The following is a 16,437-nucleotide window of genomic DNA, read 5'->3' as shown; positions in this document are numbered from 1 at the left end:
ATTTCTATCTCCCATTCTTTTTATTTAGACTATGCATTTTGATTATATTTTGAAATGCACTGTATTAACGCTTCTACTGTATATTCTTTTGGAACGATTACATCGGCAAAATAACGCCTTGCCTCTTGCTCTGTTATCGGTCCTATACAAGCAATTGTACATTTTTTTGTCCATTCTCTCCAGTTTGTGCCCTCAAGTAATTTCACAAAGCTTGTAACGGTAGAGGGACTCGTAAATGTAACAACATCTACCTTACCTGACTCTAGAGCTGCGATAAGGTCTGACTGCTTCTCATGATTTGTTTTCGTTTCATACACAACAAATTCTTCTAAAAACACATCAAGATTACGGAGTTTATTTGGAATAATATCTCTAGCTAAATTCCCTTTAGGAAATAAAATGCGTTCTGTCCCGTTTAACTCTCTTACAAATTCTAAAACGAAAGCTTCCGCGACAAAAGTCTTTGGGACAAAATGAACCTCATAACCTCGCTTTTCTAATTCTTGCCCTGTTTTCACCCCTACTGCAGCAATGCGAACAGTAGGGGGTATTCCCTGACACAAACCATCTAAAAAAAAACTCACACCATTTTTACTCGTAAAAATAACCCAGTCATATGTGTGAAGCTGCTGAGATATACCTTGAAATTCCTGCTGGGATACACCTTCTATATGCAAAAGCGGAATTTCCAATGGAATTCCGCCCTGCTTTTTCACCGCTGCACTCATTTGTTTTGCTTGATGCTGGGCACGCGTAATCAGTACTGTTTTGCCAGCAAGAGCATCCATGATTAATGTTGCTCCTTATTCGCAGCAAGAATGAGCTCTTTTGCTCCTTGCTTAATTAAACGATCCGCTGCCTCTAAGCCAACTTGCTCTGGATTCACACCTGTGACAATTTCTTTTAACAAGACTGAACCATCCATAGAACCGACAAGAGCTGTTAATTCAATTTCATCATTCTTCTGAAGCGTTGCATAACCAGCAATCGGTACTTGGCAACCACCTTCAAGTTTATGAAGGAATACTCGTTCAGCCGCTACTGTTCGTTCTGTTACAGCATCATTCATATGTGATAATAATTGCAATAGATCTGCATCATCCTCACGACATTCAATCGCTAAGGCACCTTGTCCTACAGCTGGTACACATAATGTTTCATCTAAGTGTTCTGTAATTACATCATCATCCCAGCCCATTCTCTGCAATCCAGCCGTTGCTAAAATGATTGCATCATAATCTTCTTCTTTTAATTTACGTAATCTCGTATCAATATTTCCACGAATCCACTTCACTTGTAAATCTGGTCTAGCAGCGAGTAACTGCGCACTACGTCGTAAACTACTCGTACCAAGAATTGCACCTTCTGCTAAGTCCTCAAATGATTCCCCGTTTTTTGAGATGAACGCATCACGCGGATCGACACGTTTTGGTATACACCCAATTGTTAATCCATCTGGAAGTACAGCTGGCATATCCTTCATACTATGTACAGCCATATCGATTTCTTTCATAAGTAGTGCGTGTTCAATTTCTTTTACAAACAAGCCTTTCCCACCTACTTTAGAAAGCGTCACATCTAAAATAACATCACCTTTTGTAACAATTTCTTTCACTTCAAATTCATATGGTAAACCAAGCGCTTTTAATTGATCAATAAACCAATTTGTTTGCGTTAATGCTAGCTTACTCTTTCTTGAACCTACAATAATTTTGCGCATAATGTTCTCTCCTCATTATAAATACCAAAAGTGGAAGTTGGATAAACTGCTTAATAGAAAAATATTGATTAACATAACGAGAAAGGCTCCAATGTTCCAGTTTATAATTTTCTTACCTTGCAATATATCTGACCCTCGTAAATATAGACCCATGCAATAGACAATCAAAACAACAAAAGACCCGATTACTTTCGTGTCATACCAATGGAAATTATCTAGTTTTGTATATCCCCATATACATCCAAGCAAAATAGCTAATAGGAAAAACGGAACAGAAAATAAATTTAATCCATATGACATCGACTCAAGCTTCGGTAAGTTTCCTAACCTTCTTAATCTTGCATTCCATTTTTTTTGTTTTAATAATCGATATTGCAACAAGTACATAATGGAAAAAATAAACGATACTGTAAACGTCGCATAGGAAATAATCGCCATTCCTACATGCACGTATACAAGCTCTGAAACTAATTGATGTGCGAGTACAGGCGACATTTTTCCGAGCGGAGTGAAAATAGAAAAAGCGCTTACGCCAAAAGCAATGACATTTGTAAAAAAGACTAAAAAGTCAATGCGCATAAATCGATTGATTACGAGTGACATTGTAATTAATAGCCACACATAAAAATAAATCCCTGACAATAATGTCAAAATCGGATTCGTCTCTGATTCCGTAGCTCGAAGTAACATAAAAATAGACTGTAATACCCATACAATCGCAAGTAACCAAAAAGCAATTCGATTCGCCTTTCGGTTACTTTGGAAATAATCTATAAAATATAAACTAATGCTACAAGCATATAAAATAATTGCGATATGATAAATAATACTATTATTTAAAAAACCCATCCGATCATCCTTCCAGTTATAAAGATGGAACGGATGCTGTCCACACTCGTTTATGCTCTGGTTCTTCAATATGTTCCATGGCCGCTTCTTGCGCTTCTAAATCAAAAATTTTCGCAAATAAAGCGAGCTTTTCCGTAGCTCCCTCTTCGGCCGCTAACTCTTTCGCTACTAAAATTGGATCCTTTAGCAGTTGATTGATAATACTTTTCGTATGCTTACTAATCACTTTTCTTTCACGATCACTAAGCGTTGGAATTTTTCGTTCAAGACTTTGCATCGTATCACTTTGAATCGCTAATGCTTTATCACGTAAAGCTGATATTAAAGGAACAACGCCAAGCGTATTTAACCAAGCTTTAAATATAACGATTTCCTCTTCGATCATAAGCTGAATTTTTTCCGCCTCTTTCAAACGTTCAGCACGATTGGCTTCTACTACACCTTGTAAATCATCAATATCGTACAAGAAAGAACCTTCTAGCTCATCGATTGTCGGATCAATATCACGCGGTACTGCAATATCTACCATAAATAATGGACGACCACAACGTATACGCTCCACTCTTGTCATCATTTCTTTCGTAATCACGTAATCTGAAGCACCAGTTGAACTAATTAAAATATCCGCTTCTAAAAGCGCACACTGTAATTCACTTAACGGTTTTGCATGCCCCATATATTTCTCGGCCATTGTTTCCGCTTTCGTAAACGTACGGTTCATAACGGTCACTTTACGAGCTCCGCTTCCATATAAGTTTTGCAGGGCAAGTTCACCCATCTTTCCAGCGCCAAGAATCAAAACATGACAGTCTGTTAAATCACCGAAAATTTTCTTTCCAAGTTCAACAGCAGCATAACTAACAGACATGGCACTTTCACCAATTGTTGTTTCTGAATGCGCACGCTTTGCTAACGTAATGACTTGTTTGAACAATTCATTAAAAATTGTCCCTGTTGCTTTCACTTTTTGCGCCTCTAAGAAGCTATTTCGAATTTGTCCTAAGATTTGTGTTTCACCCACTACCATAGAATCTAATCCGCACGTTACACGGAATAAATGTTCCACGGCACCATCTTGTTCAAAAATAGACAAATATGGTGAAACCTCTTCTATACCAAGCTGAAACCAATCAGCTAAAAATTTCTTAATGTAATATCGTCCCGTGTGTAATTGATCAACGACAGCATAGATTTCTGTGCGGTTACACGTTGATACAATGACATTTTCTAACACGCTTTTTTGATTTTGTAACGTTGTCATTGCCTGCTCTAACTCCGCTGCCTGAAATGTTAGTTTCTCACGAAATTCTACAGGGGCTGTTCGATAATTTACACCAACAACAAGAATATGCACGCAGCATGTCCCCCTTCAACCGTTTTATCACCTTATCTACTATCATAATACAACTTTCCTGTTATGAATCTGACAATCGTGTGAACATCAACAAATTATTTTTTCTGCTTTTCACACCTAGCAGGAAATACATTACTCATCTGACTATATAAATACAAATTGAAAAACGACATAAAACCTAATCTTTAGGTGGAAGAGCATCCAGCCACGCATAGAAGTGGTCAGACCCTCTTCCTGCCCCATGCCAAGTGAAAACAAAGAGAGAAAATGAGTACATGTCACCTTTTGTTCTTCATAACAGCGACTTATATGTTAGAAAATCAAAATGTATATACACCTTACTTTATAATCATTATAAAATAATAATTCTATTTGTACGTTACCAAAAAAATCTATCAGAATCAAGTGATGGAAACTATTCCATACGAATTGAAATACTCTCTTTCTCTATCTTCTTTCATCATACAGAAAAATATGTATGATTGTTCCAAAATGTAACAACTTCTTTCATGTGACACATTTCTCAAAATTTTTTCGTTGCAATGTATTTGACATCTCATTTCTTTTTCGCTATATTTATTTCACAAAATTTAATTGTGCACAATTTAAAAGGAGGGATGCTCATGAAAGATAATCCTTTGCATCTCGATAATCAGCTTTGCTTTTCTATTTATGCTTGCTCTAGGGAAGTAACACGCTTTTATCGACCCTATCTAGAAGAAATGGGTATTACGTATCCACAGTACATTACATTATTAGTACTTTGGGAGCAAGATGGATTAACTGTAAAAGAAATTGGTGAACGTCTATTTTTAGATTCTGGCACTTTAACCCCTATGTTAAAACGCATGGAAACATTAGGATTAGTTAAACGTGTTCGTTCTAAGGAAGATGAACGCAAGGTGTGCATTGAACTAACAGAACAAGGACACGCTTTAAAAGAAAAAGCATGTTCATTGCCAAAAACCATTGCTACCAATTTAGGGATTACAGAGCAAGAATACCGATCATTATTGGTTCAATTAAATAAATTAATTGAAACCATGAAACCAATTAATGATAGAAAAGGGGAATGAAAATGGAAAAATTATACACAGCAACTGTAACTGCAACAGGTGGAAGAAACGGGAAAGTTGTTTCAGAGGACGGCATTCTAAACCTTGATGTCAAGATGCCAAAAGCATTAGGCGGTATGGGCGGCGAAGCAACGAACCCAGAACAATTATTTGCAGCTGGTTATGCAGCATGCTTTGATAGTGCATTACAACTTGTTATTCGTACAAAACGTGTAAAAGTAGAAAGTACAGAAGTGACAGCTCATGTTTCAATTGGAAAAGATACGGACGGTGGTTTTGGATTATCTGCTGCACTTGATGTACGTGTAGCTGGCGTTTCTCATGCTGAAGCACAAGAGCTTATAGAAGCTGCACATGGCGTATGTCCATATTCAAAAGCGACTAGAGGAAATATTGAAGTTACATTAAACGTACTATAAGCAGATGTTCAAAAAGTCCGGTAAAGATAGCTTTCGCATTTCTTCATTACGTCGCCACTCCGGTACTCATATAGTCCGTATCCTCGTGGCTTCCGCGCCTCGAACTACTCGGCTCTCTTTATCCTCCTTTTTGAACCCGTACTATAAGTAAACAAAAAAACGTGCGACGAATCGTCACACGTTTTTTGTTTTTGTAAACTTATGAATGGCTTTCCACGCTTCTTCTTTTCCAAGCCCTGTTTCCGATGAAAATAGAACAACTTCATCACCTTGTTCAATATCAAGCGTTTCCTTCACAACCTTCAAATGCTTTTGCCATTTCCCTTTCGGAATTTTATCGGCTTTTGTTGCAATGATGATTGTTGGAATTTCATAATGCTTTAAGAAATCATACATCATAACATCATCGTTTGTCGGCGAGTGACGTAGATCCACTACTAATACAGCCGCATCTAATTGCTCACGCGTTGTAAAATAGGTTTCAATCATTCTGCCCCATGCCGCTCGCTCTGTTTTCGATACTTTCGCATATCCATAACCTGGAACATCGACAAAATGCATCATTTCATTAATTAAGAAAAAGTTGAGTGTCTGCGTTTTTCCTGGTTTAGAAGAAATACGAACTAACTTTTTACGATTTAAAATTTTATTAATAAAAGAAGACTTCCCAACATTAGAACGACCTGCTAATGCAATTTCTGGTAAGTCACCATCTGGATACTGTTCTGGTTTAACAGCACTAATGACAATATCTGCTTTTGTTACTTTCATTGTTTCACTCCTACTAATGCGTGCTCCAATACTTCGTCTAAATGAGACACAAGCACAAACGTAAGGTTTTCTTTTACGCTTTCTGGAATATCATCTAAATCTTTTTCATTTTCGGCCGGCAAAATAATTTTTGTTAAGCCTGCGCGATGAGCACTTAATGTTTTTTCTTTTAAACCACCGATTGGTAATACACGACCACGAAGGGTAATTTCACCTGTCATCCCTACTTCTTTACTAACAGGTACACCTGTCAATGCGGAAATAAGCGCCGTTGCCATCGTAATACCAGCTGATGGACCATCCTTTGGCACTGCTCCTTCTGGAACATGAATATGGATGTCATTCTTTTCATGGAAATCTGAATTGATATGAAGTTCTTCTGCACGAGAGCGAATATAACTAAATGCAGCTTGTGCGGATTCTTTCATAACATCTCCAAGTTTCCCTGTTAAAATTAATTTTCCTTTTCCTGGTGATACAGATACTTCAATTGCGAGTGTATCACCACCAGCAGCTGTATACGCTAAACCAGTTGCCATTCCAACTTGATCTTTCGTTTCAGCTTGCCCATAACGGAATATGTGTTTACCAAGTAGGTCTGTAATATTTTTTTCCGTTACAATAATACGTTTACGCTCTTCTGTAACAATGATCTTTGCTGCTTTACGACAAATCTTTGCAATTTGACGTTCTAACGTTCGAACACCAGCCTCACGCGTATAGTAGCGAATAATTTCAAGCAGGGCTTCATCACGAATTTGTAAATTCCCTTTTCGCAAGCCATGTTCTTTTAATTGCTTCGGCAATAAATGTTCACGAGCAATATGTACCTTTTCAATCTCTGTATAACCAGCAATCGAAATAATTTCCATACGATCAAGGAGTGGACCTGGAATGCTTGCAAGCGTATTTGCAGTTGCAACAAACATTACTTTTGATAGGTCGTACGGCTCTTCAATATAATGATCGCTAAAATTATGGTTTTGCTCCGGGTCTAATACTTCTAATAATGCAGCAGACGGATCGCCACGGAAATCATTGGACATCTTATCAATCTCATCTAATAAAAAGACTGGGTTGATTGTTTTTGCCTTCTTCATCCCTTGAATAATACGCCCTGGCATTGCTCCCACATATGTACGACGGTGACCACGAATTTCAGATTCATCACGAACACCACCAAGGGAAACACGGACAAAATTACGATTTAACGATGTGGCAATCGAACGAGCTAAAGATGTTTTCCCAACACCCGGAGGGCCTACTAGACAAAGAATTGGTCCTTTTAAAGAATTTGTTAGCTTTTGTACAGCTAAATATTCCAGTACACGTTCTTTCACTTTCTCAAGACCATAATGATCTCTATTTAAAATTGTTTCAGAATGTGCTAAATCGATCATATCCTCTGTCGCTTCTGTCCACGGAAGTGCTAATAACCAATCCAGATAATTGCGAATGACACCACTCTCTGCAGAACTTACTGGCAACTTTTCATAACGATCTAATTCTTTTAGGGCAGCTTTCTTCGTTTCTTCTGGCATTCCAGCCTCTTCGATTTTTTCGCGAAGTTTCTCTACTTCGCCGCCTTTACCTTCTTTATCACCAAGTTCTGTTTGAATCGCCTTCATTTGTTCACGCAAGAAATATTCTTTTTGTGTACGTTCCATTGAACGTTTCACCTTTTGTCCAATTTTCTTTTCTAAACTAAGTAGTTCCTGTTCATCTTGAATAATAGAAATGAGCGTATGTAATCTTTCTTTCGCTGATCTAATCTCTAAAATTTCTTGCTTTTGTTTTGTTTTAATTGGTAGATGAGAAGAAATTAAATCAGCTAGGCGGCCAGGTTCTTCAACATCTACTACTGTCGCAAACGTTTCATTCGATACCTTTTTCGAAACTTTAATATATTGCTCGAAATGTTCAAGTAACGTGCGCATTAGAGCCTTTTCTTCTAAATCGCCTTCTTCTTCCTCTGTTACTGTTTGAATAGAAACCTGTATTGCATTTTCTTCTTCAATAAATTCTACAATTTCTGCTCTATGTAAACCTTCTACAAGGACACGAAGCGTGCCGTTCGGCAGTTTTAACATCTGCTTTACTTTCGCTACTGTACCCACACTATATATGTCATCTTCTTTTGGATCATCGATATTCATTTCTTTTTGCATCGCTAAAAAGATGATATTTTCATCCATTGCTGCCTGCTCTAGTGCTTGTATTGATTTATCACGTCCTACATCAAGATGCAGAACCATCGTTGGATATACGAGAACGCCTCTTAATGGTAGGAGGGGCACAATTCTTTCGTTCGTATTCATACTAGACATAGCACCTCCATAATAAATTAAACTCCTGTTCAACTATTTTATATTACAATACACTTGGATGCAATTGCAGAGATTCCTTACAATTGCAAATCTCCTACTTTTTCTTTCTCTATAAAGTGAAACTTCCAGCCGTAGGGGCCTTAGTTAACCATCACCAATCGGGCTTTTACAGGTAAGTTGCCCTACCTATTTTCTCCTCTTCTCTCTTAGCTTTGAAGTAGGGGCCTATTGCCCACGAATAGCGGGATAAAAGAAAAAGGGACCTCGCTTAAGCATACAAACTTAAACGAAGTCTGGAAAATATTACATGTTCTATTTCCCATTTACCTAAAAGGAAATCACTTCTTAGAACCCGATTTAATTTACATCGATTGTACATCGCCTTCATCTAGCTCGCGGTGCACATCAATTTCACGATGCAATTTTTCCTGAACGAATGTTAAGGCAAAAACTTCTTTTAATTTTCGAACAGGAATAATCTCGATACCCTTTATCGTATATAAAAATGGCTGCATGTTTTCAGCAGGAATAATAACCTTTTTCGCTCCTGCCTTTTTTGCTGCTTTTACTTTTGCATATACGCCGCCTACTGGTTTTACTTCTCCATGAATGCTTATTTCTCCGGTCATCGCTATTTCGTTATTCACATACACTTGGTGAAGCGCTGAATATACCCCTGTTGCCATTGCAATGCCTGCTGAAGGACCATCAATTGGAATACCACCTGGGAAATTAATATGTATATCATATCCTTCTGGTAACAAGTCTAGGGAGCGGAGCACGGTTAATACATTATCAACGGATCCTTTTGCCATACTTTTACGGCGAATCGATTTTGTTTGACTACCAATACTCTCTTCTTCCACAATTCCTGTAACATTTATCGTACCTTTTTCCGCAGCTGGAATTGCCATTACTTCAATTTCTAATAGCGCCCCTGTATTCGGTCCATATACTGCAAGACCGTTTACAAGACCGATCTTCGGAATTGGATAAATACGCTTTTCATATTTTGGAGTCAGCTGACTAGAATGTACAACCCATTCAATATCCTCATCTTTAATAAAAGAACGTCCCTCATTAATCGCCATTCCTGCAGAAATTTGCACAAGATTAATGGCTTCTCTTCCATTTCTTGCATACATGCCGATCATTTCAACACCTTGTTTTCCTATCTCCATTTTCACTTTTTCAGCTGCATTCTTCGCTACTTTTTGAATTTCTTCTGTATCAAGTTCACGGAAGAAAACTTCTAAACAACGAGAACGAATAGCAGGAGGAATTTCATCTGGAGAACGAGTTGTCGCTCCGACTAAGCGGAAATCTGCTGGTAAGCCTTTTTGAAAAATATCATGTATGTATGTTGGAATCATTGAATTTTCTTCACTGTAGTATGCACTTTCTAAAAATACTTTGCGATCTTCTAATACTTTTAACATTTTATTCATCTGGATTGGATGCAATTCACCAATTTCATCAATAAATAAAATGCCACCATGTGCATCTGTTACAGCACCTTTTTTCGGTTGTGGAATTCCTGCTTGCCCCATTGCACCTGCACCTTGATAAATCGGATCATGTACCGAGCCAATTAAAGGATCAGCAATGCCGCGCTCATCAAAGCGGGCAGTTGTTGCATCTAGTTCAATAAATGTTGCATTCATACGAAATGGTGATTTTTGATTTTTCTTCGCTTCTTCTAACACAAGACGTGCCGCCGCTGTTTTCCCTACCCCAGGAGGTCCATATATAATGACATGCTGCGGGTTCGGTCCACAAAGCGCTGCCTTTAATGATCTAATTCCGTCCTCTTGACCAACAATATCTAAAAAAGATGCAGGACGTACCTTTTCGGCAAGTGGTTCTGTTAAAGAAATCTCGCGCATTTTGCGAAGTTGTTCTAATTCTTTTTTCGATTCTCGATCAATTGAAACTTTTTGTGTTCGCTGGTTTCGGAGCAAATGCCAAAAATACAATCCGACAATTACACCGAAAACAAGTTGAACAAGTAAGAATATGTTTGTCCAGCTCATAATTCATTTCCTCCCGCTATGTTTTACCATTTAGTATTTCCTGGGAGGAATAGTGCTAAACATAATAAGAAACAGCAATTATAAAAATTGCTGTTTCTTTTTTACACTATGCAGATGTTTTTGTATCAAGTACAGTACCGTCTTGTAACACCAATTTTGGCGGTGCATTGTCCGCTACTGTTTCTTTTGAAAGAATACACTTCTCGATATCTTTACGAGATGGAAGCTCAAACATTACATCTAGCATTAAGCCTTCAATAATAGAGCGAAGTCCACGAGCACCTGTTTTACGTTCAATTGCTTTTTTCGCAATTTCAATCAGTGCTCCTTCTTCAAATTCCAGCTCAACATCGTCAAGCTCCAATAATTTTTGGAACTGTTTTACAAGCGCATTTTTCGGTTTTGTTAAAATATCAACAAGAGCATCTTCATCAAGTGGTTCTAGATTCGCAATAACTGGAAGACGACCAATAAACTCTGGAATTAAACCAAATCGTAAAAGGTCTTCTGGTAATACGTGAGATAAAACATGCTTTTCATTCACATCAGCATTTTTCTTCTCTGAACCAAATCCAATTACTTTTTCACCAAGGCGACGTTTAATAATTGGCTCAATGCCATCAAACGCACCACCACAAATGAATAAGATGTTCGTTGTATCAATTTGAATAAACTCTTGATGCGGATGTTTACGACCACCTTGAGGCGGAACGCTTGCTACAGTACCCTCTAAAATTTTCAGAAGGGCCTGCTGTACACCCTCACCAGATACATCACGTGTAATTGATGGATTTTCTGACTTACGCGCCACTTTATCAATCTCATCAATATAAATGATTCCTTTTTCAGCTTTCTCTACATCGTAATCAGCTGCTTGAATAAGTTTTAGTAAGATGTTTTCTACATCTTCCCCTACATATCCAGCTTCTGTTAAAGATGTTGCGTCCGCGATTGCAAATGGAACATTTAAAATACGCGCTAATGTTTGTGCCAATAATGTTTTACCACTACCTGTTGGCCCGATAAGTGCGATATTACTTTTCGCCAATTCTACATCATCAATTTTGCTGTTAGAATTGATGCGTTTGTAATGATTATATACCGCTACCGCTAATGCTTTCTTCGCATTATCTTGTCCGATTACATACTCATCTAAGATTTCACGAATTTCTACCGGTTTCGGTACATCTTTGAATTCTACTTCTTCGTCCTTCGCAAGCTCCTCTTGCACAATCTCTGTACAAAGCTCAATGCACTCATCACAAATGTAAACACCAGGACCAGCAACAAGCTTTCGGACTTGCGTTTGTGTTTTACCACAGAAAGAACATTTTAATTGCCCTTTTTCATCATTAAATTTAAACATATTTTCACACCCCTTACAAAGTGCTAATATCTTGCCTTCGTATGTACACGATAAATGTATCGTATGTAAATACATATTATGTCACTACGTGGCGAGAAATACAAATAATATGACCAGTTATGTACAAATAAAAAAATTTTAAAACTTTTGAAATATGTATATTCGACTTTAGAAGGTTCATTTCCTTCTTCATCGAAAAAATTTATAAATATATTTATATCTATATTTATAAAACAAGGCACGATCCAAAATCGCGCCTTGTTATTTTATTATGCAGCTTTGCTGTTGTCTACTAAGAAGTCTACAGCTTTACGAACTTTAATGTCTTCAGATAAAGCATCTAAGCTTCCAAGAGCTTGTGTGATAGCGTCAACTGGCATATTGTACATTGCAGCCATTTTTTCAACTTCTGCAGTTACTTCTTCTTCAGTAACTTCGATGTTTTCAGCTTCAATGATCGCTTCAAGAACAAGGTTGATTCTTACACGTTTTTGTGCATCTTCTTTCATTTGTTCTTTTAGCTTGTCAGCGTCAGTACCTGTGAATTGGTAGTAAAGCTCAAGGTTCATACCTTGTTGGCTTAAGCGTTGTTCGAATTCACGAATCATACGATCTAACTCAGTTTCGATCATAGCTTCTGGAAGTTCGATTTCAGCGTTAGCAGCAGCTTTTTCTACTACTTCGTCACGAACTTTGTGCTCAGCTTCGTGCTTTTTGCCTTCTTCTAAGTTTGTACGAAGTTTTGCTTTTAACTCTTCAAGAGTTGCAACTTCTTCGTCTGCATCTTTAGCGAACTCGTCATCTAAAGCTGGAAGTTCTTTTGCTTTAATTTCATGAACTGTTACTTTAAATGTTGCTGGTTTACCAGCAAGTTCTTCTGCATGGTACTCTTCCGGGAATGATACTTCAACGTCTTTTGACTCGCCAGCTTTTAGACCAATTAAATGCTCTTCAAAACCTGGGATGAATGTACCAGAACCGATTGCTAGAGAGTAGTTCTCGCCTTTTCCGCCTTCGAATGCTTCGCCATCAACGAAACCTTCAAAGTCGATTACAGCTGTATCGCCATTTTCAGCAGTACCTTCTTCTTTAACAACTAGTTCAGCTTGACGCTCTTGTAAAGATTGTAATTCGTTCTCTACATCTTCGTCAGTTACAGTTGTTTCAACTTTTTCTACTGCTAGTCCTTTGTATTCACCTAATTTAACTTCAGGTTTTACAGTAACTTTTGCAGTGAAGATTAAGTTTTCATTTTTTTCGAACTTCTCGATGTCGATTTCAGGATGAGCAACTGGGAAGATACCAGTTTCATCGATTGCTTCACCGTATGCTTTTGGTAAGATAATATCTAAAGCATCTTGGTATAAAGATTCAACACCAAAGCGTTGTTCGAATAACGGACGAGGCATTTTTCCTTTACGGAAACCAGGTACGTTAATTGTTTTTACTACTTTTTTGAACGCAGCGTCGATAGAGTTGTTTACTTCTTTAGCATCAACTTCGATTGTTAAAACGCCAACGTTACCTTCTAATTTTTCCCATTTTGCAGCCATTTATTCTTTCCCTCCAACTATAATAATGTATGCACATACCTCTACAGATTGAGATTTTCATTATTTCTTTTTTAGAAACAACAAAAGCATGAGAGCCAATTTATTTAAGCTTTCTAATCTTCTAGCAATAAGCCTTAAGACACGCGATTCTCAATCTATTATTTGTCTATAAGACAAACACGGTATATTTTGTTCGAGAATAATATGAAACATATTAAGTAAGAGAATTATACTTCTCTCCTCTTACAAGCAGGCATAATTCAGCCTTTTGCAACCCTTACATTATAACATAGAATATTCTCGTTTCAATAACTGAACGATTCTTTTTCATAATTATACAGGTAAATGCCCTTCTCTCTCCACGCGTAAAAACCATTGATAGGCAATATGAAACTCTTCAACGGTAATATTATACGCCGCCATAAGTTCCTCTTCATCGATGATTAATCCGAAACGCTTTCTCCCGATTCGCTCTAAAACCGCTGCCCATACTTCTACTTTATCCATTAGTAATGGGAACGGGAAAATACTAGCTTGCATTTCTCTCCAGTATGTAATAATCGCCTCAAACATATTTGGATTATCACTTTCTAAACGATTAGATAATATATGTATAACTTTCTTCGAGTACTCATCATTATGATCCAAATGAGCTGGAATAATCATTATTCTTTCGCCAAATTTCTCTACTTCTATTTCTTCTTCCATACGCTTCTCTACCATTTTGTATATAATAGAAGTTTTTAAATATGGATGTCGCGTGCTATCAACGAGAAATTTCCGTAAAGCTGGCAAAGCTTTTTCGAGATTTTTAATTAAAAGAGCATGAATTACCTGTAGCTGCTGCCCAAAATTTTCTACAAATAGACCTTTTGAAAATTCTTCCAGATCAAAATCTGATTCTACTAGCGTCGTTTCCTCACCATTTAGCATATTCTCCGCAAATTGGGCAAGCTGCGCTAACTTTTCTCTTTGCTCTACAGTCAATTCTTTCTTCTGCAAAACCTCTTCAACAGTCTCAATTACACCTACATAATCATTTGTTTGAACTAAAATAGTCACGTATGTTTCAAGAATATCCCCAAACAAGACTGTTCCTGTTTCAAGCAACTTCTCACATCGGTCTTTTGATTCTTCCATTCGCTTTAATTCTAATAAACAAATAACTGAAGCTAATTCTGTTTGCTCTGTTTCTCCATTATACTGGCGTAATATTTCAAAACAGCGCAATGCATCTTCGAACTTCCGCTCCCGCAGCGCCATAAACCCTTGATCAATATAACGCTCTGACAACTGCGGAAACAATACGACCGTATTTTCTTTTTTATCCATACGTCCGCCTCTTTTTTTAGATTTTAAATATCTTCAAAGTAAATATAACAAATGGCTGTTAAGAAAACAACATTCCAAATATATTTATTTGAAATATGAAAATATTCGACTTTTATAATTAAAACGAAAAAATCATATCAGAAAATCCTCTTTATACATATAAAAAATCCTCAGCAAATAACGCAGAGGATTTCCTCATTAATGGGCAGCTTTTATAATTGTAGGATATACGAAAAGAGTAATCATTTGGAGAACAATAATTGTAACAACAACTATGCTAAAAAAGAAGATTGGCTTACTTCGTTTCATCAAAAACATAATAATAAGTATAATGCAGGCAAGTAAACACATAAAAAATAAACTTGTAGTAGGACTCAGTATTCCGCTAGGGACAAATAACAATAATATAACACTACAAACACCTATAATTCCAAATAACCATTCCATTCATTTACCCATTCCCTTTCCCTCTCATAACAATTCTCTCTATGCTACTAAATGTTTTACAACCTCAATTACATCTGTTAATTTCTCATATGCAACAAACCCGAAAGCTACTGTTAAAGCTGTTACAACTAATCCTTTCATGTTTTCTTCCTCCTCGCGTCATCTTCGTTACCTTAATTATAAAGAACTGGCATTTTGTTACCATCGAACTTCCTTACACTTACCTTACAGAATTGTAAGATTTCAAAAGAAAAGAAAAACCACCTAACATAATTGAAAGTGGTTTTACGGGAGTTCTCTATAATCGTCTGCAAAATTAACATTCTTTTCTTAGCTTTGGTGGATTTATTCTTAAACTAATTGATTTACGAAACACTTTTGTAATTATTTATTACATCACATTCGAGATATTTCTCTCCTTCACCTTCTTATAAATTTTTAAATACAGCCTAATTCCCTTGTTAAAAAATGTTAAAATATTTTTATGCAATTCAAAATCCAGAAATTAAAGGGGAATGATCCATATGTTCAAAAAAGTAGCTGCTGATGTTCTCGGACTAAGCGATGTAGGTTCTGTAATCACACCGAAAGATTATGATAAAGTGGATGCTGATGATTATGTGATGCATGAAGATGGAGAGAAAGTTTATTTTCTAATTAAATCAAAATCAGATGAATATTGTTTTACAAACAAAGGGTTAATTCACTTAGATGGTACAAGTGCAACGAGTAAGAAGCGCACATTACGCCGTTATAGTTATAGTAAATATCAAATTAGAAACGTAGCGCTAGAAACTGCTGGTACAATCGATTTAGATGTGGAGATTAAATTTCATATGGGGGATGAGTATTACTCAATTGACGTTCATAAAAAGCACATTGAAGAGCTCAAAGACTTATATAAAGCCCTTCTCAAAATTGAGGAAATTTCATATGAAAATGATATTACATTACAGTACGCTCACAAAAGTTTAGATATGGCTTCTAACACATTTAGCCGTATTACGAATGCACAAGTTAATTTAGCAGAGCAATTTAAAGAAATGAATCAAATTGCGTTTAATTGGCTTGTGGATACGAAGAAGCAATATAACGTGAAAGATTATGGGTTTGTGTTTGAAAAGTTTATTAATAACTAATGCTAAAATAAATAAAAAACCTTGCTATCAAAAGATAACAAGGTTTTTTTA

14 protein-coding genes are annotated in these 16,437 nt (G+C 36.8%); 3 read left to right on the top strand and 11 right to left on the bottom strand.

Translation table 11 applies throughout. From position 1 onward, the window contains the following. Nucleotides 1-29: 29 nt before the first annotated feature. Genes hemD through hemA form a run of 4 tightly spaced genes read right to left on the bottom strand, consistent with a single transcriptional unit; the run spans nucleotide 30 to nucleotide 3,923 of the window. Entirely contained in the window at nucleotides 30-788 is a 759-nt protein-coding gene (gene hemD / locus MHH45_RS21490; protein ID WP_016116493.1) for a uroporphyrinogen-III synthase, read from the bottom strand. Between the two features lie 2 nt (nucleotides 789-790). Further along, complete coding sequence (gene hemC / locus MHH45_RS21485; protein ID WP_003200809.1) at nucleotides 791-1,720, bottom strand: hydroxymethylbilane synthase; 930 nt, start codon at nucleotides 1,718-1,720, stop codon at nucleotides 791-793. A 15-nt stretch (nucleotides 1,721-1,735) separates the two neighbouring features. Then, nucleotides 1,736-2,569, bottom strand: coding sequence for a cytochrome c biogenesis protein (locus tag MHH45_RS21480; protein ID WP_016132074.1), 834 nt, complete (start codon nucleotides 2,567-2,569; stop codon nucleotides 1,736-1,738). 16 nt (nucleotides 2,570-2,585) lie between these two features. Then, complete coding sequence (hemA, locus tag MHH45_RS21475) at nucleotides 2,586-3,923, bottom strand: glutamyl-tRNA reductase (protein ID WP_016116495.1); 1,338 nt, start codon at nucleotides 3,921-3,923, stop codon at nucleotides 2,586-2,588. Nucleotides 3,924-4,546: 623 nt separating this feature from the next. Between hemA and MHH45_RS21470 the strand changes: the two genes are divergently transcribed. Further along, on the top strand, nucleotides 4,547-4,999 hold the full coding sequence (locus tag MHH45_RS21470; RefSeq protein ID WP_016116496.1) for a MarR family winged helix-turn-helix transcriptional regulator: 453 nt from the start codon (nucleotides 4,547-4,549) through the stop codon (nucleotides 4,997-4,999). A 2-nt stretch (nucleotides 5,000-5,001) separates the two neighbouring features. Beyond that, nucleotides 5,002-5,418: an organic hydroperoxide resistance protein gene (locus tag MHH45_RS21465; RefSeq protein ID WP_016132075.1), complete on the top strand. Its 417-nt coding sequence runs from the start codon at nucleotides 5,002-5,004 to the stop codon at nucleotides 5,416-5,418. A gap of 174 nt (nucleotides 5,419-5,592) precedes the next feature. Here MHH45_RS21465 and ysxC read toward each other — a convergent pair whose 3' ends face one another. From ysxC to MHH45_RS21430, 7 genes are all read right to left on the bottom strand, one after another. After that, nucleotides 5,593-6,189 (bottom strand): ribosome biogenesis GTP-binding protein YsxC, encoded by a 597-nt coding sequence (gene ysxC, locus MHH45_RS21460; RefSeq protein ID WP_016116498.1) that lies wholly within the window; start codon nucleotides 6,187-6,189, stop codon nucleotides 5,593-5,595. Next, the gene (lon, locus tag MHH45_RS21455; protein WP_016116499.1) at nucleotides 6,186-8,516 is read right to left on the bottom strand and encodes an endopeptidase La; all 2,331 of its coding nucleotides are present in this window, start codon (nucleotides 8,514-8,516) and stop codon (nucleotides 6,186-6,188) included. Before lon ends, ysxC begins: the two co-directional genes overlap by 4 nt. Before the next feature lie 362 nt (nucleotides 8,517-8,878). Then, nucleotides 8,879-10,549: an ATP-dependent protease LonB gene (gene lonB / locus MHH45_RS21450; protein ID WP_016132077.1), complete on the bottom strand. Its 1,671-nt coding sequence runs from the start codon at nucleotides 10,547-10,549 to the stop codon at nucleotides 8,879-8,881. Between the two features lie 106 nt (nucleotides 10,550-10,655). Further along, nucleotides 10,656-11,915 (bottom strand): ATP-dependent protease ATP-binding subunit ClpX, encoded by a 1,260-nt coding sequence (gene clpX / locus MHH45_RS21445; RefSeq protein WP_016116501.1) that lies wholly within the window; start codon nucleotides 11,913-11,915, stop codon nucleotides 10,656-10,658. A gap of 269 nt (nucleotides 11,916-12,184) precedes the next feature. Then, nucleotides 12,185-13,468, bottom strand: coding sequence for a trigger factor (gene tig / locus MHH45_RS21440; protein ID WP_016116502.1), 1,284 nt, complete (start codon nucleotides 13,466-13,468; stop codon nucleotides 12,185-12,187). Between the two features lie 333 nt (nucleotides 13,469-13,801). Continuing rightward, nucleotides 13,802-14,800, bottom strand: coding sequence for a hypothetical protein (locus MHH45_RS21435; RefSeq protein WP_016132078.1), 999 nt, complete (start codon nucleotides 14,798-14,800; stop codon nucleotides 13,802-13,804). A 198-nt stretch (nucleotides 14,801-14,998) separates the two neighbouring features. Continuing rightward, a complete protein-coding gene (locus tag MHH45_RS21430; RefSeq protein ID WP_016116504.1) occupies nucleotides 14,999-15,247 on the bottom strand; it encodes a hypothetical protein in 249 nt (82 codons plus the stop codon). Between the two features lie 524 nt (nucleotides 15,248-15,771). Here MHH45_RS21430 and MHH45_RS21425 point away from each other — a divergent pair. Next, nucleotides 15,772-16,386: a PH domain-containing protein gene (locus MHH45_RS21425; protein ID WP_016132079.1), complete on the top strand. Its 615-nt coding sequence runs from the start codon at nucleotides 15,772-15,774 to the stop codon at nucleotides 16,384-16,386. Nucleotides 16,387-16,437 lie beyond the last annotated feature (51 nt).

Origin of the sequence: Bacillus sp. FSL K6-0042 (assembly GCF_038006685.1) — a bacterium.
Classification (GTDB): Bacteria; Bacillota; Bacilli; order Bacillales; family Bacillaceae_G; genus Bacillus_A; species Bacillus_A pseudomycoides.
This window is presented reverse-complemented; position numbering and strand designations above follow the sequence as displayed.

What these genes read in the sequence shown, in the direction of transcription:
- hemD (WP_016116493.1), bottom strand. Translation starts at nt 788, where the DNA reads ATGGATGCTCTTGCTGGCAAAACAGTACTGATTACGCGTGCCCAGCAT.
- hemC (WP_003200809.1), bottom strand. Translation starts at nt 1,720, where the DNA reads ATGCGCAAAATTATTGTAGGTTCAAGAAAGAGTAAGCTAGCATTAACG.
- MHH45_RS21480 (WP_016132074.1), bottom strand. Translation starts at nt 2,569, where the DNA reads ATGGGTTTTTTAAATAATAGTATTATTTATCATATCGCAATTATTTTA.
- MHH45_RS21470 (WP_016116496.1), top strand. Translation starts at nt 4,547, where the DNA reads ATGAAAGATAATCCTTTGCATCTCGATAATCAGCTTTGCTTTTCTATT.
- MHH45_RS21465 (WP_016132075.1), top strand. Translation starts at nt 5,002, where the DNA reads ATGGAAAAATTATACACAGCAACTGTAACTGCAACAGGTGGAAGAAAC.
- ysxC (WP_016116498.1), bottom strand. Translation starts at nt 6,189, where the DNA reads ATGAAAGTAACAAAAGCAGATATTGTCATTAGTGCTGTTAAACCAGAA.
- lon (WP_016116499.1), bottom strand. Translation starts at nt 8,516, where the DNA reads ATGTCTAGTATGAATACGAACGAAAGAATTGTGCCCCTCCTACCATTA.
- lonB (WP_016132077.1), bottom strand. Translation starts at nt 10,549, where the DNA reads ATGAGCTGGACAAACATATTCTTACTTGTTCAACTTGTTTTCGGTGTA.
- clpX (WP_016116501.1), bottom strand. Translation starts at nt 11,915, where the DNA reads ATGTTTAAATTTAATGATGAAAAAGGGCAATTAAAATGTTCTTTCTGT.
- tig (WP_016116502.1), bottom strand. Translation starts at nt 13,468, where the DNA reads ATGGCTGCAAAATGGGAAAAATTAGAAGGTAACGTTGGCGTTTTAACA.
- MHH45_RS21435 (WP_016132078.1), bottom strand. Translation starts at nt 14,800, where the DNA reads ATGGATAAAAAAGAAAATACGGTCGTATTGTTTCCGCAGTTGTCAGAG.
- MHH45_RS21430 (WP_016116504.1), bottom strand. Translation starts at nt 15,247, where the DNA reads ATGGAATGGTTATTTGGAATTATAGGTGTTTGTAGTGTTATATTATTG.
- MHH45_RS21425 (WP_016132079.1), top strand. Translation starts at nt 15,772, where the DNA reads ATGTTCAAAAAAGTAGCTGCTGATGTTCTCGGACTAAGCGATGTAGGT.